Annotated in this window: 15 protein-coding genes; 4 read left to right on the top strand and 11 right to left on the bottom strand. The window is 71.5% G+C overall.

What is annotated here, in order from left to right; translation table 11 throughout:
• The first annotated feature begins 55 nt into the window (after nt 1-55).
• Both ACSC1Q_RS28000 and ACSC1Q_RS27995 read left to right on the top strand, forming a co-directional pair.
• Complete coding sequence (locus ACSC1Q_RS28000; RefSeq protein WP_436761668.1) at nt 56-688, top strand: aggregation-promoting factor C-terminal-like domain-containing protein; 633 nt, start codon at nt 56-58, stop codon at nt 686-688.
• Nucleotides 689-748: 60 nt separating this feature from the next.
• Complete coding sequence (locus tag ACSC1Q_RS27995; RefSeq protein WP_436761667.1) at nt 749-2725, top strand: glycosyltransferase family 2 protein; 1977 nt, start codon at nt 749-751, stop codon at nt 2723-2725.
• Between the two features lie 113 nt (nt 2726-2838).
• Here the strand turns inward: ACSC1Q_RS27995 and ACSC1Q_RS27990 are convergent, their stop codons facing one another.
• The 11 genes from ACSC1Q_RS27990 to ACSC1Q_RS27940 form a co-directional block, all read right to left on the bottom strand.
• On the bottom strand, nt 2839-4173 hold the full coding sequence (locus tag ACSC1Q_RS27990) for a tannase/feruloyl esterase family alpha/beta hydrolase (protein WP_436761666.1): 1335 nt from the start codon (nt 4171-4173) through the stop codon (nt 2839-2841).
• Nucleotides 4174-4176: 3 nt separating this feature from the next.
• The gene (locus ACSC1Q_RS27985) at nt 4177-5211 is read right to left on the bottom strand and encodes an alpha/beta fold hydrolase (RefSeq protein WP_436761665.1); all 1035 of its coding nucleotides are present in this window, start codon (nt 5209-5211) and stop codon (nt 4177-4179) included.
• A 20-nt stretch (nt 5212-5231) separates the two neighbouring features.
• Nucleotides 5232-6551 (bottom strand): MFS transporter, encoded by a 1320-nt coding sequence (locus ACSC1Q_RS27980; RefSeq protein ID WP_436761664.1) that lies wholly within the window; start codon nt 6549-6551, stop codon nt 5232-5234.
• Between the two features lie 127 nt (nt 6552-6678).
• Nucleotides 6679-8745, bottom strand: coding sequence for a helix-turn-helix domain-containing protein (locus ACSC1Q_RS27975; RefSeq protein ID WP_436761663.1), 2067 nt, complete (start codon nt 8743-8745; stop codon nt 6679-6681).
• Between the two features lie 263 nt (nt 8746-9008).
• Nucleotides 9009-9755 (bottom strand): 3-hydroxybutyrate dehydrogenase, encoded by a 747-nt coding sequence (locus ACSC1Q_RS27970; RefSeq protein ID WP_436761662.1) that lies wholly within the window; start codon nt 9753-9755, stop codon nt 9009-9011.
• A 143-nt stretch (nt 9756-9898) separates the two neighbouring features.
• A complete protein-coding gene (locus ACSC1Q_RS27965; RefSeq protein WP_436761661.1) occupies nt 9899-11002 on the bottom strand; it encodes a tetratricopeptide repeat protein in 1104 nt (367 codons plus the stop codon).
• Nucleotides 11003-11164: 162 nt separating this feature from the next.
• A complete protein-coding gene (locus ACSC1Q_RS27960) occupies nt 11165-11551 on the bottom strand; it encodes a tautomerase family protein (RefSeq protein ID WP_436761660.1) in 387 nt (128 codons plus the stop codon).
• Between the two features lie 155 nt (nt 11552-11706).
• Nucleotides 11707-13098: a class II fumarate hydratase gene (locus ACSC1Q_RS27955; protein ID WP_386159240.1), complete on the bottom strand. Its 1392-nt coding sequence runs from the start codon at nt 13096-13098 to the stop codon at nt 11707-11709.
• Nucleotides 13099-13189: 91 nt separating this feature from the next.
• The gene (locus ACSC1Q_RS27950) at nt 13190-15055 is read right to left on the bottom strand and encodes a serine/threonine-protein kinase (protein ID WP_436761659.1); all 1866 of its coding nucleotides are present in this window, start codon (nt 15053-15055) and stop codon (nt 13190-13192) included.
• Nucleotides 15056-15090: 35 nt separating this feature from the next.
• The gene (locus ACSC1Q_RS27945) at nt 15091-16275 is read right to left on the bottom strand and encodes a serine/threonine-protein kinase (protein ID WP_436761658.1); all 1185 of its coding nucleotides are present in this window, start codon (nt 16273-16275) and stop codon (nt 15091-15093) included.
• 69 nt (nt 16276-16344) lie between these two features.
• Nucleotides 16345-16953 carry a superoxide dismutase gene (locus ACSC1Q_RS27940; RefSeq protein WP_436761657.1) on the bottom strand — a complete coding sequence of 203 codons (609 nt, stop codon included), beginning with the start codon at nt 16951-16953 and terminating at the stop codon, nt 16345-16347.
• Nucleotides 16954-17103: 150 nt separating this feature from the next.
• On the opposite strand from ACSC1Q_RS27940, the gene ACSC1Q_RS27935 reads away from it, so the two are divergent.
• Together ACSC1Q_RS27935 and ACSC1Q_RS27930 are read left to right on the top strand one after the other, a co-directional pair.
• Complete coding sequence (locus tag ACSC1Q_RS27935) at nt 17104-17637, top strand: GNAT family N-acetyltransferase (RefSeq protein WP_436761656.1); 534 nt, start codon at nt 17104-17106, stop codon at nt 17635-17637.
• 73 nt (nt 17638-17710) lie between these two features.
• Complete coding sequence (locus tag ACSC1Q_RS27930) at nt 17711-19216, top strand: AAA family ATPase (protein ID WP_436761655.1); 1506 nt, start codon at nt 17711-17713, stop codon at nt 19214-19216.
• Nucleotides 19217-19223: the final 7 nt, after the last annotated feature.

The raw sequence follows: 19223 nt of genomic DNA, 5'->3' as shown, positions 1-19223 counted from the left end.
GGCGGCCAGGGGGAAGGCCTCCGACGGGCCCGCCGGCCCCAGCTCGAAGCGTGGCATGACCTCCAAGCGCGTGCTGATCCTGGGCGCCGCGCTGGTGGTCCTGGTGGGCGGAGGCGCCTTCACCGCCTACACCGCCGTCCAGAACGCCTCGGCGCCGCCGACGAAGCCGCTCACCCTGGACGAGATGGCGCAGATGCTCGGCTCCGACCCGTTCGGCTCCGACCTGGAGTCCGACATGCTGAAGGCCCAGGCGGCCCAGGCGCTCAAGGCCGACAAGATCGCCGCCGAGCGCGACAACCGCAAGGCCCTCAACCAGGTCAAGATCGTTGACGAGGCGCCGGGCGGCGGCGGGTTCAACCCGCAGCAGCTTCCCCCCGGCACCTCCAACCCGACCGGCAACAGGGCGCTGGGCAAGGAGATGCTGGAGTCCAGGGGCCAGGGCGGCGAGTGGGGCTGCCTGGAGAAGCTCTGGATGAAGGAGAGCGGCTGGAACGAGCGCGCCATGAACACCTCCAGTGGCGCCTACGGCATCCCGCAGTCCCTCCCCGGCCACAAGATGGCCAGCGCCGGAAGCGACTGGCAGACCAACGCGGCCACCCAGATCGAATGGGGGCTCAGCTACATCAAGGGCCGCTACGGCTCGCCCTGCGGCGCTTGGGGCCATTCCCAGGCCAAAGGCTGGTACTGAGAGACCAGGAGTCGGCAAGTCTGATCGTCTCCCGGCGCCGCGCGCCGCACCCTTGGCCGCATGGACGTGAAGGTCAGCGTGGTGGTGCCGGTGCACAACCCCGGTGATGGCGCCGACGCCTGCATCCGGTCGGTGCTGGAGCAGTCGATGGCCTCCGAGGACTACGAGGTCATCTTCGCCGACGACGGATCCGACGACGGGATCCAGCAGCGCCTCGACACCCTGGCGGCGGTGCGGCCGAACGTCAGGGTGCTCCACATCGAGCGGACCGGCTCGCCGATGCGCGGCCGCAACGTCGCCCTCATGGTCGCCCGGGGCGAGTACGTCTACCTGCTGGACCAGACCGACCGCCTGGAGCGGACCGCCCTGGAGCGCATGCACGCGCGGGCCGTGGAGACCGGGGCCGACGTCCTCCTCGGGCGGCTGAGCAGCGACCAGCGTCCGCCCGCCACGATCTTCGACACCGACCGCGAGCACGCCGACGTCGTCAGGGACCGGCTGCTCACGCTGCTCACCCCGCACAAGCTCTTCCGCAGGGCCTTCCTCGACGCCGAGGCGCTGAACTTCTCCGACCCCGGCGGCTGCCTGGCCGAGCAGGCCTTCGTGCTCCGCGCCTACCTGCGGGCCGGGAACGTCGTCGTGATGGCCGGCCCGATCTGCTGCCACGTCACCGAGCGGCCCGACCCGCCGGAGGACCCCTACGTCTGGGCCGCGGAGCTGCGCGAGCTGCTCGACATCATCGACGACGAGGTGCCCGAGGGCCGCCGGCGCGACCGGATGTACGCCCAGTGGTTCCGCACCGCGGTGCTGCGGCGGCTCGGCGGGGGCAGGTTCGCCACCTCCTCCGCGGGCCGGGCGGCCACCTTCACCACCCTGCGCGAGCTGGTCGTCCAGCGCTTCCCCCCGCGCCTCGACCTCCTGCTGCCGGTCCCGCTGCGGGCCCGCGCCGCGCTGCTGCGCGCGGGCAGGCTCGACCAGCTCGTCGTCCTGGCCGGGGCCACGCGCGGCGTCCGCCTCCAGGCCGACCTCGACGAGCTCACCTGGGACGACGGCGCGCTCACCATGGGGCTCACCGTGGAGATCATGCAGGCCGACGGCACTCCGATGCGCTTCGTCCCGTACGGGGAGGACGGCCTGCTCTGGCAGCCCCCGGTGCCCCTCGAAGGGCTCCGCCTGCCGCCCGAGATGGCCGACGTGAGCCAGGCCGCCGCCAGGGCGCGGTTCGAGGTCTACGTCAGGCACGAGGACACCGGGATCGTCCACTTCCTGCCCTCGGAGTGCTCGATGATCCGCAGCCGTCACCGCAACGGGGTCAGGCTCCAGGTCACCGGCGCGGCCCGGCTGGACATCGACTCGGCGGCGACGGGCGACCCGCTGCCCCCGGGACTCTGGGAGATACACGTGCGCATGTACGGGGGAGCGCAGCAGGCGCGCACCCGGGTGACCGGGTCGCCGCTGAACTGCACCGGGATGGTCGCCGACTGCTCCAGGCGGCTGATCGTCCCCTGGTGGTCCGACCGCGGGGAGCTGGGGATCTGCGTGGAGCCGCGCTCGTTCCCCGAGTCGATCGTGCTGGTCTCGCCGGGGACGAAGCTCATCAGGCAGCGCAAGCACGTCTTCGTCGTCGTGCCCGTGCCGTACGTGCCGCCGAGCGGGGGGCCGCCCGCGGAGCTGGTGTTCCGCCAGATCGCGGGAAGGGAACGCGAGGTCGCCGCCCCCGCGCTGGTCGAGCCCGGCGTCCCCGGGGAACTGGCCGGGCGGCTGATCGCCAAGATCCCGACCCGGCTGGCGTACCGGGAGGGGTTTCTCGCGCCGGGCGTCTGGGCGCCGTTCCTGCGGGTGGACGGCGAGGAGACCGGGCTCCGCTTCAAGGTGGAGATGAACCGCGGCGGCCGGGTGGAGATCCACCGGGCCGCCGCCGCCAGGCTCTCCGAGCCCTGGTACCCGCTGCTGAAGCGGGTCGCGCTGCGGATACCGCTGGTCAGGAACGCGGTCCGGGTGACCAGGACCGTCCAGCGGCGCTACATGCTGAACTGACGTCCTGGGTCACCCGTCCCGACCGCCCGAAGGCGCCGCACCCCCTGCCGGGGCGGTGCGGCGCCGTGCGGTCATACGGCCGGTGTCATAGGGCTGGTGTCAGACGGCCGGGGTCACGGGCTCAGGCGGCACTCGTTGGGCAGGTCGCCGGTCGAGGGCCTCGGCAGGGTCGCGCTCGGCGGCGGGCTCTGCCCGCGCTCCACCCAGCCCTCCAGGGTCTCGAACGCGCTGCGGAAGCACGGCAGCAACGGGCGGAGCTTGTCGGGGTAGGAGGCGTAGAGGCTGTCCACGTGGGTGCCGTCGGTGATCCGGTAGTAGCGGAACGGCCGGTGCCCGCCGACCATGTCCGCGTAGACGTCGCCGGAACGGGAGATCGGCAGCAGCGTGTCCAGCGTGCCGTGGATCGTGATCAGCGGCTTGCCGATCCGGCCGGTGAGCCCGATCTTCCTCACCGCCGCGTACGGCTTGCGCGCGTCGTAGTCGTAGTCGGCGTCGCAGGCCGGGGTGCCCGAGGCGCAGAAGGGGGTGCCCGCCTCGGCGTCGCCGTCGAAGGAGGGGTCGAGTTCCTCACGGTAGAGGCGCTGGGTCAGGTCCCAGTAGTACTGGTAGTGGAACGGCCACAGGAACTCCGAGCCCCGGGCGAATCCCGCGTCGTACATCCCCTGGGTGTCGCCCGCCGGGTAGGCCCGCAGCGCCGGGGGCAGGTAGTTGACGAGGTTGTCGCCCTTGACCCGCCAGAGCGTGCCCTCCCAGTCGATGCCGCCGTCATACAGCCAGGCGCGGTTCTCCAGCTGCCAGCGGACCAGGTAGCCGCCGTTGGAGATGCCCGCGGCGTAGGTCCGCTTGGGAAGCCTGCCGTAGCGCTGGGCGACGACGGCCTTGGCCGCGATCGCGACCTGCGTGACCCGGTCGTTCCACTCGGCGACCGCGTCACCGGGCCTGCGGCCGTCCTTGTAGAAGGTGACGCCGACGTTGCCCTTGTCCGTCACCGCGTAGGCGTAGCCCTTGGCCAGCGCCCAGTCGGAGACGGTGAAGTCGTTGGCGTACTGCTCCCGGTTGCCCGGGGTGCCGGTGACCACCAGCCCGCCGTTCCAGTTGTCGGGCAGCCGCAGGACGAACTGCGAGTCGTGGTTCCAGCCGTGCGTCGTGTTGGAGGTCGAGGTGTCGGGGAAGTAGCCGTCGACCTGGATGCCGGGCACGCCCTTCGGGTTGACCGCCCCCGCCGGGTGCAGGCCCGCCCAGTCGGCCGGGTCGGTGTGCCCGGAGACGGTCGTGCCCGCCGTCGTGAGGTCGTCCAGGCAGGCCTTCACCTGGCGCTCGGCCCCCGGCACCGCCACCCGGTCCAGCCGCGCGCAGTGCGCCGGTGATGTCCCCGCACTCGCCACCGGAGCCCCGGCCAGGACCGTCAGAGCGGCGAGCCCTACTGCCGTGATTTTGGTACTGCGCATTGGTCAGCTCCGCTTCAGGTGGTCGGAGAGGGCGGCGAGGAACTCGGCGGGCCGCTCGATGTGCGGGCTGTGGCCCGTGTCCAGGACGGTCTCGGTGTACGGGCCGTATCGCTCCAGGGCGGCGCGGGTCTGGGTGACCATCGGCTGCGCGGGGGTGCCGGGCGAGCCGGGGACGGCCCCCAGGGCGCCCAGGTGGGCCAGGTCGAACAGCGAGGTGTCGGAGACGATCACATCGGCCTCGCCCCTGATCCACAGGATCGGCGGCTTCGGGTCGATCGTGTGCAGGTCGTCGATCCGGAAGTACGTCGGGGCGAGCGAGTTGAGTACGCCCCGCGTGCCGGGACGGACCCCCGGCCACTCCTCCGACGCCGCCGCGTCGCCCGGGTAGTGGTCCTCGCCGACCCTCGTGGACAGCATCGACGCGACCAGGGCGTCCTCGTCCTCGATCACGGTGCCGGGCTTCACGTACGTGGTCCTCATCACGTTCCTCGGCGAGGCCGGGGAGTCGTCCGAGGCGTCCCCCGCCACGAGCAGCTTCACGAAGTCGGGGTTGGCCGCGCCCGCCCCGCCGCCCGTGCCGTCGGGGTGGTTCAGCACGCCGTCGGCGCCGTGCGTGCCGCCGAAGCCGTACGGGGAGACCGGGTTGACCAGGGTTACGCTCCGCACGGCGGACGGCCGGTCGCGCAGCGCCTGCAGCACGACCCCGCCGCCCATGCTCCAGCCGACCAGGTGCACGCCGTCCAGCCCGAGGGCGTCGAGGAGGGCGAGCACGTCGTCGGAGTAGTCCCGCAGGCCCCGGGTGGCGTCGACCGGGGCGGGCTCGGTGTCGCCGAAGCCCCGCAGGTCCACGGCGAGCGGCTGGTGGCCCTCCTCCGTCAGGGCGAGCATCGTGCCCCGCCAGAAGGCGGAGCTCGACACGTTCCCGTGCACGAACAGCACGGTCTCGCCGCCCTCAGGGGCGTTCCCGTCGTCCCCGGTGACCGACAGGACGTTCTGGGTGATCCGGCCGGTGGGCACCGGCCGGTTCTCGATGCGCATCAGATGTTTCTCCGTACGGTTCAGCGAGTGGTCTTGGCCTCGTCGCGGGTGCCGATGGTGACGAGGTCGCGGCCACGGGTCTCACGCGAGACGTACACGGTGATCAGGGTGAGCACGGCGGCCCCGGCCACGTACAGCATGATGGGGAACGACGACTTGTAGGCGTCCAGCAGGGCGACCGCGATCAGCGGGGCGAGGGCGCCCGCGACGATCGAGGCGAGCTGCGAGCCGATCGAGACGCCCGAGTAGCGCATCCTCGTGGCGAACAGCTCGGAGAAGAACGCTGCCTGCGGGCCGTACATCGCGCCGTGCAGGATCAGCCCGACGGTCACCGCCAGGGTGACGGCGAGGAAGTTCTTGGTGTCGATCAGCGGGAAGAACGCGAAGGACCACAGGCCCACCCCGGCGGCGCCGAGCAGGTAGACGGGCCGGCGGCCGAGCCGGTCGGAGAGCGCCCCCCACATCGGGATCGAGACGAAGTGGATGGCCGACCCGATCAGCACCGCGTTGAGCACCACGGGCTTCGCCAGCCCGGCCTGCGCCGTCGCGTAGACCAGCACGAACGCGGTGATCACGTAGTAGGAGACGTTCTCCGCGAAGCGGGCGCCGATCGCGATGAGGACGTCCCGCCAGTGGTACCTGAAGACCTCCACGATCGGCAGGGTCGTCGAGGGCTTGGCGTTCGCGACCGCCTGCTGGAAGACCGGCGACTCGCTGATGGAGAGCCGGATCCACATGCCGACCAGCACCAGCACACCGGACAGCAGGAACGGGATCCGCCAGCCCCAGCTCACGAACGCCTCGTCCGTCTGGACCGCGGCCAGCACCGCCAGCACGGCGGTGGCCAGCAGGTTGCCGCCGGGGGCGCCCGCCTGCGGCCAGGAGGCCCAGAAGCCGCGGCGCGCGGCGTCGCCGTGCTCGGAGACGATCAGCACCGCGCCGCCCCACTCGCCGCCGAGGGCGAAGCCCTGGACGAGCCGGAGCAGGGTCAGCAGCAGCGGCGCCGCCATGCCGATCGCCGCGTGGGTCGGCAGGCAGCCGATCAGGAAGGTCGCCCCGCCCATCATCAGCAGGCTGACCACCAGGAGCTTCTTGCGGCCGATCCGGTCGCCGAAGTGCCCGAAGACCAGCGCGCCCAGCGGGCGGGCCACGAAGCCCACCGCGTAGGTCAGGAACGCCAGCAGGGTGCCCGTCAGCGGCTCCGACTTGGGGAAGAACAGCTGCGGGAAGACCAGCGCGGCGGCGGAGCCGTACAGGAAGAAGTCATACCACTCGATCGTGGTACCGACGAGGCTGGCACCGACGATCTTTCCGATGGGGGTACGGGTTTTCTCTGCCATCTCACTCACCAGGGGGAGTCGCTGTTGGGGGGATTTCGGCTACCGTACGTAGTGACCGGCGTCACTCCTATGGGTACGACCGCCATAGCCGACCGGTGCCCTATGTGGATGTGCGCGGCACCCCGGATCAGCCGCTGAGGCGGTGCAGGCGCAGGGCGAGCTGGATCTCCAGCGCCCGCTCGGGAGCCTGCCAGTCGTCGCCGAGGAGCTGGCCGATCCGGTCCAGGCGCTGGGTGACCGTGTTGACGTGGATGTGCAGGGTCTCGCTCGTCCGGGACAGCGAGCCGCCCGTGCCGAAGTACGCGGTGAGCGTCTGGACCAGCGCGGTGCCCCTGCGGGCGTCGTAGTCGATCACCGGGCCGAGCGCCGTGGCGAGGAACGCCCCGATGTCGCGCCCCTCGCCGACCAGCAGGCCGACGAAGCCCAGCTCCCTGGCTCCGGCGCCCTCCCCGGCCCTCCCCAGGGCCACCAGGGCGTCGGCGCAGCGCTGCGCCTCCCGGTGCGCGGCGGCCACCTCCGCGGTGCCGCGTACGGGCCCTCCGGCGCCCGCGGTGGCCGGGTGGCCGAGCGAGGCGCTCAGCTCGGCCGCCACCCGCTTGGCCAGGGGTCCCGGCCGGTCCCCGGGGAGCAGCAGGACCACCTCGTCGCCGCGCTGCGCGGCGAGGCCGTGGTGCAACGTCGCCTGCGACGACGCCCAGAACGCGGCCCGCTCCCGCCCGCCGCCGTGCCGGACCACGACCACCACGTGGTCGAGGTCCAGGTTCACCCCGACCCGCCGGGCGCGGTCGGCCAGGCCGTCGAGGGCGGGCCGCGAGATCAGGTCGTCGAGCAGCTCGCCCCTCACCCGGCCCTCCGCCTCGGCCACCGTACGCCTGAACAGCAGCAGTAACGCGGTCACCAGCGCGGCCCGCTCCAGGATGCGCTGGTCGGCGTCCGACACCTGGCCGCCGTTGCGCAGCACCAGCGTGCACAGCGGTTCCGCGCCCACGTCCACCGACGCGACCAGCAGGTCTCCCTGCCGCACGGTGCGCCCCAGCGCCCTCGACGACCGCGCGGCGTCCGCGATCACGTCCGCGCCCTTCCGCGCCCCTCGCCTGGCGCCCTGCTTCGAGCCCGGCCTCCTGCTCGTCACCGGGCTCGTCCCTGTGCCGTACGCCGGGTTTGCCCCCGGGCCGGTTCTCGTGCCGTACGCCAGGTTTGCCCCCGGGCTCGTCACCGGGCCGGATGCCGTGTTTGTCCCCGGGCCGGTCGCCGGGTGGTCGAACGCCGCCTCGCCCAGCGCGCCCTCCTCCAGCACGCCCGCGTCCCCGGCGATCGGCCGCCCGGCGTCGTCGAGCACCGTCAGCGAGCCGCCGAGCACCTCCGTCACCACCGCAGCCACGTCCTCCACCCCGCCGCCGCGCAGCACCAGGCCGGTCATCCGGTCGTGCGCGAGCGCGGCGCGCTCCACGGCCTGGCTGTGCGCGTTCACCTGCCGGTTGGCCTCGCTGAGCTCCTCCAGGGCGTTCCTGGTCTCCTGCAGCAGCCGGGCGTTGTCGATCGCCACCGCCGCGTGCGCCGCCAGCGAGCCCAGCAGCACGACCTCGTCCTGGGTGAAGGGCCGCACGCTCCGGTTGGCCGCGAACAGCACGCCGATCACCCGCGCGCCCAGCTTGAGCGGTACGCCGAGGATGGCGACCAGTCCCTCTTCGAGCACCGCGTCGTCGATGTCGGTCTTGTGGCGGAAGCGCTCGTCGGCGAAGTAGTCGGCTGTCGAGTACGGGGTGGCGGTCTGGGCGACGAGGCCGCCGAGGCCCGCGCCCATGGCCAGCCGCAGCGCCCGGAACTTCGCCGACACCGAGCCGTCGGTGACCCGCATCCAGGTGTCGCCCCGCTCGGGGTCGTGCAGCGTCATGTAGGCCGCGTCGGTGCCGAGCAGCTGCCTGGCCCGGTGCACGATGGCCTCCAGGACGGCGTCCAGATCCCGCAGCCCGGCCAGGTCGCCCGCCGTGTCGAACAGCGCCGACAGCTCGGCCTCCCGCTTCGCCCTGCGCCGCAGCAGCGCCCGTACCCTCAGCGCGGCGAGCTTCGCCTCCTCCAGCTCCGCCAGCGCCTCCGGATCGGCCCCGCCGGTCCTCGCCGCGAGAACGGGCCCCTCGAACTCGACCGCCGACGCCTCCCTGGCCAGCAGTTCGAGAAAAACCCGTGTGCTCATAACGACCATTCTGCGTTCATGGCGACGCTGCGCGTCGCGGTGAGGCCGCTGGGACCCGGCTCCTTCCCTCGTCACTCTGTGTTGTCTGCGACGCTGCGCGTCGCGGTGAGGCCGCTGGGACCCGGCTCCTTCCCTCGTCACTCTGTGTTGTCTGCGACGCTGCGCGTCGCGGTGAGGCCGCTGGGACCCGGCTCCTTCCCTCGTCACTCATCCGCTTCGCTCCTTCGCTCCTCAGTCCAGTCCCCGGCGCGGCCTCACGGGGCTCAGCGGGCGGTCCAGCCGCCGTCTACGGGGAGGGAGGTGCCGGTCATGAAGGAGCCGTGCGGGCCGCAGAGGTAGGCGACGAGCTCGGCGACCTCCTCGGGTTCGATCAGCCGCTTGACGGCGGCGGGGGCGAGCATGATCTGCTCGACCACCTCGTCCCTGCCGATGCCGTGGGTGCCCGCCTGGGCGCCGATCTGGTTCTCCACCAGGGGGGTGCGGACGTAGGCGGGGCTCACGCAGTTGGAGGTGACGCCGTGCGGGGCGCCCTCCAGGGCGATCGTCTTGGACAGCCCTTCGAGGGCGTGCTTGGCGGTGACGTACGCCGACTTGTAGGGCGAGGCGCGGAGCCCGTGGACCGAGGAGATGTTGACGATCCGGCCCCAGCCGCGCTCGTACATGCCCGGCAGGACCTCCCTGACCAGCAGGAAGGGCGCCTCGACCATCACTTTGAGGATCTTGGAGAACACCTCCGGGGGGAACTCCTCGATCGGGGCGACGTGCTGGAACCCGGCGTTGTTCACCACGATGTCCGTGCCGGGCGGTATCGCCCGGACGAAGTCCGGTTCCGACAGATCCGCGACGACGGGTGTCCCCGAGATCTCCGCGGCGACCTTCGCCGCCGCCTCGGCGTCGATGTCGACCACCAGCACATGCGCCCCGGCCGCGGCCAGCCGGTGCGCGCAGGCGCGCCCGATCCCGCTGCCCGCCCCGGTCACCACGGCTCGCCGACCCGCTAGGTCAATCATGCTGCCGAATCTAGGCATGACCCGAATCCTGGCCCATGTCGCCCACCCCCACACTCCACCGTACGTTTATGTGGCGGGTATCCGTCCCGGGCCGGTTCCGTCCTGCCTGAGGGGAGACTCGACGGCGGAAGGCGGGAAAGGGGTCAACGTCCCGGAAGCCACCGTGTGAGAAGTGATCGTCTCGCGTGTTTCCTCCAGTGGGCGAGGTGGACGCGGGCGTTCACCGTGTCCGGGTGTTCAGGGCCCAGTACCCGCCGGAGCGCCGACACCAGCATCGTGACCTGATAGCGGGCGCCGGCCGCGTCTCCGGCCTCTCCCGTCCAGTGGGCGAGGTTGGCGCGGACGTCGAGTGTGGTGGGGTGCTCGGGGCCGAGTATCCGTTCGGTCAGCGGTACCAGCACCGTGGACTCGTCCAGGGCGCCGGCCACGTCCCCTGTCTCTCCCGTCATGGTGGCGAGATCGGCGCGGGCGGTCAGCGTGTCCGCGTGTTCCGGGCCCAGGGTGTCGTGTACGACGGCGTGGTACCGGTGTCGCAGGGCGTGGGCGGTGCGGTGGTCACCGGTGGCGTACAGGTGATCGGCGACGGAGTTCACGGCGGGGGACTCGGGTGGCAGGACGGCGTGGGCGTGGGGCAGCAGCCGGGCGTACGCGGGCCAGGAGGAGGGGTGCCAGGGCTCCGGAGGCAACGCGGCCTGGAGCAGGGCGGCCGCGGTGGCCCTGTCGGCGGCGTGCTCGTCCTCGGTCAGACCGTCCACGACGACGGCCTGGATCTGAGGGTGCACGCTCACCTGCGGGCCGTCCGGTGACAGGTCGGCCACGCCGTGGGAGGACAGCGTCTCCAGCGCCTCGTCCAGCGCGGTCTCCCCGGCGTCCTCCAGCCCGTTCAGCACCGTGCGTGGCAGGTCGTCGGGTGCGTAGCAGGCCAGCACCCGCACCACGCGGATCGCCAGGGGGTCGATGTGCTCGATCCGTGCGCGCGTCAGCGCCCAGGCGCGGGCCACCGCCCGGTCGGCGTCGGGGCGCTGGCGCGATCCGCTTTCCGGGGCGTTCTCGGGGACGGCACGCAGCAGGCGCAGGTAGCCGGACAGGTCGGCGCCGGGCGTGTGGGCGAGGTAGGCGCCGGCCTGCCGGAGGGCCGGGTGCGACCATTCCAGTTCCGCGGCCAGCTCCTCGGCGTGGACGCGGTCGACGTCGGTCGCGGTGCCGATGGTGGTCAGCAGTGACTTCACGGCGTCTGCGGGGGGCAAAGGAGTCGGCACCCTTCAAGCCTGTCGTTTGAGGGTGATATCACACCACGATTTCGCAAATCCGTTGTGTCGCTCACTTCGACCACGTGGCTCACTTCAGCCACAAAGCGCACGGCTTCCCGGGACCACCGAGCCCCGGACGGCGGCGCGGCGGCGCGGCGGTCAGATGGTGACCGGGTACATGAGTGTGAGCTCGTCGCCGGGAAGGCCGCGGATGCCCCAGTTGACCTTGGGGGACTCCATGATCACGATTTCCAGGTCCTCGGCGGGGAGGTCGAGCGCCTCCCCGGTCCTGGCGAACAGGGCGTGGATCAGCGAGCGCTTGGCCTCGTCCGACCGGCCGCTGAAACAGGCGATCTCCACGATGAGGTACCGCTCGCTCCGCTGCGGGCAGATCATGTCCTCGGCGTCCAGCAGCAGGAACCGGTGGAACCGCTTGTCCTCGGGAAGCTGCCAGACGTCCACCAGGCAGCTATGGACGGTGTCGGAGAGCTCCCGGCGCCGGTCGGCCCACACGTCCCTGCGGCCGTAGAACTTGATCTGGGTCATGCCCCGAGTCTCCCAGGCGGCCGATCTAGGGTGCCGGTCGGGTCGTCGATCGGCGCCCGGTGGCCGGAGCCGCTGGTCCGCCGGTTCGCCGCGCCGATCCGGTCACCGGCCCGCGGTCGCGGTCAGGTCATGGTCCACGAGCGGCCGGGGCGCGTCTACGAGGGCGGCCGGGTCATGGACAGCACGTCGAGCAACTCGTCGAGCCGTTCCTCGGTGAGGGTGCCGTTGGCGACGTGGCCGCGCTCGATGACGACCTCGCGGATGGTCTTGCGCTCCGCCAGGGCCTGCTTCGCTATCTTCGCGGCCTCCTCGTACCCGACGTACGGGTTGAGCGGGGTGACGATCGACGGCGACGACTCCGCGTACTCGCGCATGCGGTCGACGTTGGCGGTGATGCCGTGCACGCACCGGTCGGCCAGCAGCCGGGAGGCGTTGGCGAGCAGCCGTACCGACTCCAGGATGTTGCGCGCGATGACCGGGAGCATCACGTTGAGCTCGAACGTGCCCGAGGCGCCGGAGAAGGCGATGGCCGCGTCGTTCCCGATGACCTGGGCGGCGACCATGGTCACCGCCTCGGGGACGACCGGGTTGACCTTGCCCGGCATGATCGAGGAACCGGGCTGCAGGTCGGGCAGGTTGATCTCGCCCAGTCCCGCCCGGGGGCCGGACCCCATCCAGCGCAGGTCGTTGGCGATCTTGTTGAGCGAGATCGCGACCGTGCGGAGCTGGCCGGAGAGCTCGACGACGGCGTCCCGGGCCCCCTGGGCCTCGAAGTGGTCGGGAGCCTCGGAGAACGGCAGCCCGGTGGCCTCGCGCAGCCTCTCGATGACCTTGGCCGCGAAACCGGGAGGGGTGTTGACGCCGGTGCCGACCGCCGTGCCGCCCAGGGGCAGCTGGGCGAGGCGCGGGAGCGCGCTCCGCACCCGCGCGATGGCGTTGTCGATCTGCGTGGCGTACCCGCCGAACTCCTGGCCGAGCGTGACCGGGGTGGCGTCCATCAGGTGCGTGCGCCCGGCCTTGACCACGCCGTCGAACTCCAGCGACTTGTCCCGCAGCGCGGTGGCCAGGTGCCGCAGCGAGGGGATCAGGTGGTACGAGACCTCGGTGGTGGCGGCGACGTGGATGGAGGTGGGGAACACGTCGTTGGACGACTGCGAGGCGTTCACGTGGTCGTTGGGATGGACGGGACGGCCGAGCCGCTCCTCGGCGAGGGTGGCGATCACCTCGTTGGCGTTCATGTTGGACGAGGTGCCGGAGCCGGTCTGGAAGACGTCGACGGGGAACTCGCCGTCCCACTCGTTCTCCGCGACGTCGGTGGCGGCCTCGGCGATCGCCTGTGCCAGCTCCTTGTCGAGCACCCCCAGCTCCGCGTTGACCTCGGCGGCGAGTGCCTTGATCAGGCCGAGTGCCGCGATGTGCGGGACCTCCAGCCCGCGCCCCGAGACGGGGAAGTTCTCCACCGCCCGCTGGGTCTGCGCCCGCCACTTCGCACCCGCGGGGACCCGTACCTCACCCATCGAGTCATGCTCGATCCGATACTCGCTCATGAACCCAGTCTGCGTCCTGGAGGGGGAATCAAACCGGGAAGGGGAACGGTGGGTACGGGGTTCTCCTCGCGGACCGCCTTCGGGAGCGTGCTCAGAAGAAGGCGGCCACCGTCAGGATCATGATCACCACGAGGGCGATCGCCGCCACGCCCATGAGGACGAGGACGCCGATCCTGGCCTTCTGCGACGGTGGCTGCCTCGGGCCCGGTCGGCCGGGATCGGGCTGGGCGTTCTGGTTCGCGATCGCGAACAGGTCGGTGCCCAGGCCCGGGGAGCGGTAGGCGCCGTCGGACGCCTCCGGACCCGGCGGACGCCAGGGCTGCGCGGCCCCCGGCCCTTCCTGCCCGGGGGGCCGGTTACCGGGACCTGGCCGGTCGCCGGGGAAGAGCCGCAGCGGCGGAGGGAGCGTTTCTGAGTCGGGGGACCCCGGGCGTCCCTCGCCGGACGCCGCGAACTCCGGGTCGACCGGGGGGAAGCCGTGCGGCGGGGTGGCGGAGAGATCGGGCCTGCCGCTCACCGGGAACCCGTGGGGCGGGGTGGCCGCCGACTCGTTCCCCGGACCCCCGAAGGCCGCCGACTCGTTCCTCGATCCCCCGAAGGCCGCCGTCTCCTCGGCGGGCTCCTCGAAGGCACCCGCTCCGAACGCTCCCGGCCTGGACGTATCAGGCCCGGACGCCCCCGGTCTCCCGAAGGCGCCGGGGGTCACGGGGCCTCGCGCGACGGGGGTGCCGAGACCGGCGGGACCCTGCCGTCCCGCGACCGGCATGCCCGGTTCCGCGAAGGGCGGCCGGTCCGGGTAGGGGGAGGTCGTCGGACGGCCGGAGGCCGGTGCGGGGGAGGCGGAGGGCTCGGCGGGAGCCGTCCCGCCGGGGATGCGCAGACCGTCCTTGGGACGGATGACCACCATGGTGCGATCGGCGTCGAAACCGCCGGAGTCGGGATCCTCGGAACCATCGGGGTCCTCGGGCTCCTGCTCGACGGCCCCGATGAAGCCGATGACCCTGGCGTCCTCGGCGTCCTCGGCTTCGTCGGAGGCGTCCTCCACCAGGGGGATCTCGGAGGCCGGGGGAGACGGTACGAAGGCGGGGGCCACGGCGGGCGCCGGGGGCGGGGGGATGGAGTCCGCGAGGTGCGAGGGGGTGTCGGCCACCGCCCGGAGCAGCGCGCCCGCCTGGACGGCCGTGAGCCGTGTCGTGTGGTCCTTCTCCAGCAGCTGTTCGAGGACCGGGCGCAGCGGCCCCGCCTGGGTCGGCGGGTCGACCTGCTCGCTCATCAGCGCGGCCAGGGTCTCCGCCACCGAGGACCGCTCGTAGGCCGGACGGCCCTCGACCGCGAAGTACAGCGTCGCGCCGAGGGACCACAGGTCCGACTCGGGCCCGGTGTGCTCGCCACGGGCCCGCTCGGGCGCGGTGTATCCGGGGGAGCCGATCACCATGCCGGTCTTGGTGAGGCTCGTGTCGCCCTCCGCCTTGGCGATGCCGAAGTCGGTGAGGACCACCCGGCCGCTCTCGGTGATCAGCACGTTGCCGGGCTTCACGTCGCGGTGCAGGACCCCCTGGGCGTGGGCCGCGCGGAGCGCCCCAAGCAGGTCGGCCCCGATCTCGGCGACGAGACGGGGGGGAAGGGGCCCCTCCTCCTCGATCACCTGCTCCAGGGAACGCGCCTGCACGAGCTCCATGATGATCCACGGGCTGCCGTCCTCGACGATGGCGTCGTGGACGGTGGCCACCGAGGGGTGGCTGATGCGGGCGGCCGTACGACCCTCGCGGATCATCCGTTCCCGAAGTTCGGTGCGCTGTGCCTCGGTGAGGCCGGGCTCCTGACGGATCTCCTTGATGGCGACCTCACGGCCGAGGGAACGGTCGTGGGCTTTCCAAACGGTGCCCATCGTGCCCCGGCCGAGCGGCGCGATCAGCTCGTAACGGTCCGCGAGCACACGCGTCTGCTGTTCCGGCATGAGAAGAAGATAGCCATTCAACCTTGAGAAGCGCTTTACCCGCGCTTACGGAGTTCCCTCGGCCAGAGAAGACGTGGGAGGACCAACCTTATGAAGGGTGTCATAAAACGGACAAGCGGGCGATAGCTTGGCGAAATATCCGCCGGCTTACGGTGGACGCCCTCGCCGGGCCGTCGATGCGCGCGAAGCTGGGGTGTCGGTCCCGACGCGGGCCCCGACGGCGGCGGGGGTGTCCCCGGCGACGAGGGCCGTGGCGCCGGTGGTGGTGCGGAGCCGACCCGGTGCAGCCCGCGATGCTGCGAGCGGCGGTTGAACGGCGGAGCCGACGCCCCGTCGGACCCGCCCGCGGACGGCCTGCCGTCGGGTCGCCCCGGGGGCCTGGAAAAGGACTCCTCGACCATCCCGCCTGCCGCCACCCTGGCGAGCATCATCGAGGCCCGTCCCGCGTCGAGCCGGGAGTTCGGGTCGATCGTGAGGAGGCCGCGCAGCACCGGCGTCAGCGGTCCGGCCCGCTCCATGGGGATCGGCTCGCCACTGGTCAGCGCGGCGAGCGCGGCGGCCGCCGTACGGCGCCCGTGCAGGCCCCTGCCCTCGACGGCGGTGTAGAGGGTCGCGCCGAGCGACCACAGGTCGCCGGACGGGCTGGCCTTGGCCCCCAGCACGCGCTCGGGGGCGATGTATCCGGCGGAGCCAAGCACGATGCCCGCCTGAGTGATCGACACGTCGCCTTCGAGCGCGGCCAGGCCGAAGTCGGTGAGCACGGCCCTGTCGTCGGTCACCAGGACGTTGCTCGGCTTCACGTCGCGGTGCAGGATCCCCTTGGCGTGCACGGCGCGCAGCGCCCCCAGGACCTGCCGGCCGATCTCCGCCACCTGGCGCGGCGGCAGCGGGCCGTGGTCCTGGAGGAGCTGCTCCAGCGAACGGGCGCGGAGCAGCTCCATCACGATCCAGGGGCGCTCGTCCTCGGTGACGACGTCGAAGACGGTGATGACGGAGGGGTGGGCGACCATCGCGGTCGCGCGCCCCTCGCGCTCGGTCCTGGCGCACAGCTCGGCGCGGAGCTCCTCGTCGAGAACGAGGGGCAGGCGCACCTCCTTGACGGCCACCTCACGGTTGAGCAACTCGTCGTGAGCTCGCCAGACGGTGCCCATGCCGCCGCGCCCAACCGGTTCTGACAGCCGGTAGCGCGCTGCGAGAAGGTATCCGGGCGGCGCACGCATGTGGTGCAGCTTACCGATTTGCGTAATGCGACCAGTAGAGACCGGGCCGAATCTTCTTGCCAACTTGGGTCAGATTTTCGCGCTAGTAACTGTTGAGAAACGTTGCGTGACATCCGCCCAGTTGACCAGACCCCACAACTTCTCCACGTAGTCGGGCCGTACGTTGCGGTATTGGAGGTAATAGGCGTGCTCCCAGGCGTCGAACACCAGCAGCGGCGTGGAGTTCATCCCGACATTGCCGTGGTGGTCATAGACCTGCTCGACGACCAGGCGGCGGCCCAGCGGTTCCCAGGCCAGGATGCCCCAGCCGGAGCCCTGCACCCCAGCGGTGGCGGTGGTGAGCTGCCTCTGGAAGGCCTCGAAGGAGCCGAAGTGCTCGGTGATCGCCTCACCGAGCGCTCCGTCGGGGCGGTCGCCGCCGTCCGGGGAGAGGTTCTCCCAGAAGATCGAGTGCAGCACGTGCCCGGACAGGTTGAAGGCGAAGGTCTTCTCCAGTCCGACCAGCCCGCCGAACTCGCCCTTGTCGCGAGCCTCGGCCAGTCGCTCCAGGGTGTCGTTGGCGCCCTTGACGTACGCGGCGTGGTGCTTGGAGTGGTGCAGTTCCAGGATCTCCCCGGTGATCGCGGGCTCCAGGGCCGCGTAGTCGTAGGGCATGTCTGGCAGGACGTACTCACCCATGCGGGCTACCTCCTCGTTGATCACCTTTCCCTCGGACACTATTGCAAGCTATTCGCATCTGCATCAGTCTTGCGACCTAGGTCTCCATCTATTGCGAAGGAGTTGCAGTTGCAGCATGATGGCGAGTGTCAGTTTGGTCCAGGAGGTCTCGTGCCACCGGTCCTCGATGACGCGGTGCCGGGCATCGCGGCATTGAGGTCGATCTACGCGGCGGCGTTCACGCCGCCGCCGTGGCACGAGACCCCCGACCAGGTCGAGGCCTTCGTCGAGCGCCTGCCGTCACAGACGGGAAAACCCGGCTTCCGCTGCGTGACCGCCCATGTCGACGGCGAGCCCGCCGGTTTCGGCTACGGCTTCGACACCCCCGACCCGTGGCCCGCCGACCGCCTCTACCGCCCCATCGCGGACGCCCTCGGCGGCGACACGTCGGTGTTGAGGGCCCGCTTCGAGGTCCACGAGCTCGCGGTCGACCCGCGTTTCTCCGGCCGGGGTGTCGGTGCCTCCCTGCTCCGCCGCATCGCCGCGGACGCGGGCCCCTCCTGGCTCGTCACCTCACCCTCGGCCACCGCCGCCGTACGCCTCTACGAGCGCCTGGGCTGGTCTCCGCTCCGCGAGTTCGACGCCCCCCGCGAGCCGTTCCGCACCTTCCGCGTCTATCTGTCCCCGGAGTCACCAGAAATCTGAGGCTTCTCCGCGCCTCCGCAAGACAGGCCGAACGTCGGTGAACATGAGATTGGTAGCCACAACTATCATAGTTGTGGCTACCAATCTCATGTTCACCGCCGGAGGGCAGATGATCACGAAACCGGGCCGCCTCTTCGGCCGTGACGCGGAGTGGGACGAGCTCTCGGAGTTCGTCACGTCCCCTGTCCCCGGGGCGACGCTGGGTCTGGTCTACGGCCGCCGGAGACAGGGCAAGACGCTGATGCTCGAACTGCTCGCCAGGGAGACGGGCGGATTCCTCTTCGCGGCCACCCAGCAGAGCGAGCGGCAGAACCTCGCGGATCTCGGTGCCGCCTACGCGGCCTTTCGCGGGCTGGGCGCGCCCGTCGTCTTCGGCACCTGGCGCGACGCGCTGGACGAACTGCTGCGTCTCGGCGAGGAGCGGGCCGTGCCCGTCATCGTCGACGAGTTCCCCTACCTGACCGCGGCTACCCCCGCCCTGCCCTCGTACCTCCAGGCGGCGCTCAGCCCGCTCGGCCACGCGAAGGAGCACACGCGGACCCGGATGATCCTCTGTGGCAGTGCTCTCACCACCATGGCCCAGCTCCTCGGCGGTGGGGCGCCGCTTCGTGGACGGGCCTCGCTGGAACTGGTCGTCCGGCCGTTCAGGTTTCGCGACGCCGCCGCCTTCTGGAACGCCGGCCACGACCCCGAGCTCGCGTTCCGGCTGAACGCCCTGGTCGGCGGGACTCCGGCCTACCTTGAGATGTGCGGTGGATCCGGGCCGGCCGACCTCGCGAAGTTCGACAGATGGGTGGAGCGGCGTCTGCTCAACCCGGCCTCGGCCATGTTCCGCGAGGGCGCGCTCCTGCTCAGGGAGGAGCCCTCGATCGCCGATCCGACGTCCTACGCCGCGACGCTGAGCGCTCTCAGCGCCGGTAACCACAGGCGTTCGGAGATCGCCTCGGCGCTCGGCCGCCCGAGCAGCGCCCTCGCGCACCTGCTGTCAGGACTCCAGGACATCGGCCTGATCGGGCAGGTCGACGACGCCCTGCGGGAGAAGCGCGCCCTGTTCCGCGTCGCGGAACCCGTCGTCCGTTTCCACCAGCTGCTCATCCAGCGGCACGAGCCGGAACTGGTCGTACGGCGAGCGGCCCAGGTCTGGGCCGCCAACGCGGACACGGTTTCAGGGAAGATCTACGGCCCGCACTTCGAGGACCTCTCCAGGGAGTGGTGCCTCGAACACGCCGCCGCCGAGACCGTCGGAGGTGTCGCGGCGGCCGTCCGGCCCACGCAGATCCCCTGCAGGGAACACCGGCAGGGCCATGAGCTGGACATCGTGGTGACCGAGACGGCTCCGTTCGCCGCCGACAGGATCATCGCGATCGGGGAGGCCAAAGGGACGACCACGCCCGTCTCCCCCGCCGAGCTCCAGCGCCTCGAACACCTGCGGGGCCTGCTTCCCGGCGCGAAGGTCACCGCGCCGCCCAAGCTCCTGCTGTTCTCCCGGTCGGGCTTCACCGCAGACCTCACGCACACGGCCGCGCGGCGCTCCGACGTCGAGCTCGTCGACCTCGGGCGCCTGTACGGCGGGTCCTGACGGGGCG

It is taken from the genome of Streptosporangium heterodermiicola (genome assembly GCF_051390675.1).
Lineage (GTDB): Bacteria > Actinomycetota > Actinomycetes > Streptosporangiales > Streptosporangiaceae > Streptosporangium.
The sequence above is the reverse complement of the archived record's forward strand: the minus strand, read 5'-3'. Positions and strand labels throughout refer to the sequence as shown.

Bases quoted from the DNA above. Each gene is read 5' to 3' on its own strand.
- ACSC1Q_RS27955 (WP_386159240.1), bottom strand. From the start codon at position 13,098: ATGAGCGAGTATCGGATCGAGCATGACTCGATGGGTGAGGTACGGGTC.
- ACSC1Q_RS27940 (WP_436761657.1), bottom strand. From the start codon at position 16,953: ATGGGTGAGTACGTCCTGCCAGACATGCCCTACGACTACGCGGCCCTG.
- ACSC1Q_RS27975 (WP_436761663.1), bottom strand. From the start codon at position 8,745: ATGAGCACACGGGTTTTTCTCGAACTGCTGGCCAGGGAGGCGTCGGCG.
- ACSC1Q_RS27970 (WP_436761662.1), bottom strand. From the start codon at position 9,755: ATGATTGACCTAGCGGGTCGGCGAGCCGTGGTGACCGGGGCGGGCAGC.
- ACSC1Q_RS27980 (WP_436761664.1), bottom strand. From the start codon at position 6,551: ATGGCAGAGAAAACCCGTACCCCCATCGGAAAGATCGTCGGTGCCAGC.
- ACSC1Q_RS27945 (WP_436761658.1), bottom strand. From the start codon at position 16,275: ATGCGTGCGCCGCCCGGATACCTTCTCGCAGCGCGCTACCGGCTGTCA.
- ACSC1Q_RS27990 (WP_436761666.1), bottom strand. From the start codon at position 4,173: ATGCGCAGTACCAAAATCACGGCAGTAGGGCTCGCCGCTCTGACGGTC.
- ACSC1Q_RS28000 (WP_436761668.1), top strand. From the start codon at position 56: ATGACCTCCAAGCGCGTGCTGATCCTGGGCGCCGCGCTGGTGGTCCTG.
- ACSC1Q_RS27960 (WP_436761660.1), bottom strand. From the start codon at position 11,551: ATGACCCAGATCAAGTTCTACGGCCGCAGGGACGTGTGGGCCGACCGG.
- ACSC1Q_RS27985 (WP_436761665.1), bottom strand. From the start codon at position 5,211: ATGCGCATCGAGAACCGGCCGGTGCCCACCGGCCGGATCACCCAGAAC.
- ACSC1Q_RS27950 (WP_436761659.1), bottom strand. From the start codon at position 15,055: ATGCCGGAACAGCAGACGCGTGTGCTCGCGGACCGTTACGAGCTGATC.
- ACSC1Q_RS27995 (WP_436761667.1), top strand. From the start codon at position 749: ATGGACGTGAAGGTCAGCGTGGTGGTGCCGGTGCACAACCCCGGTGAT.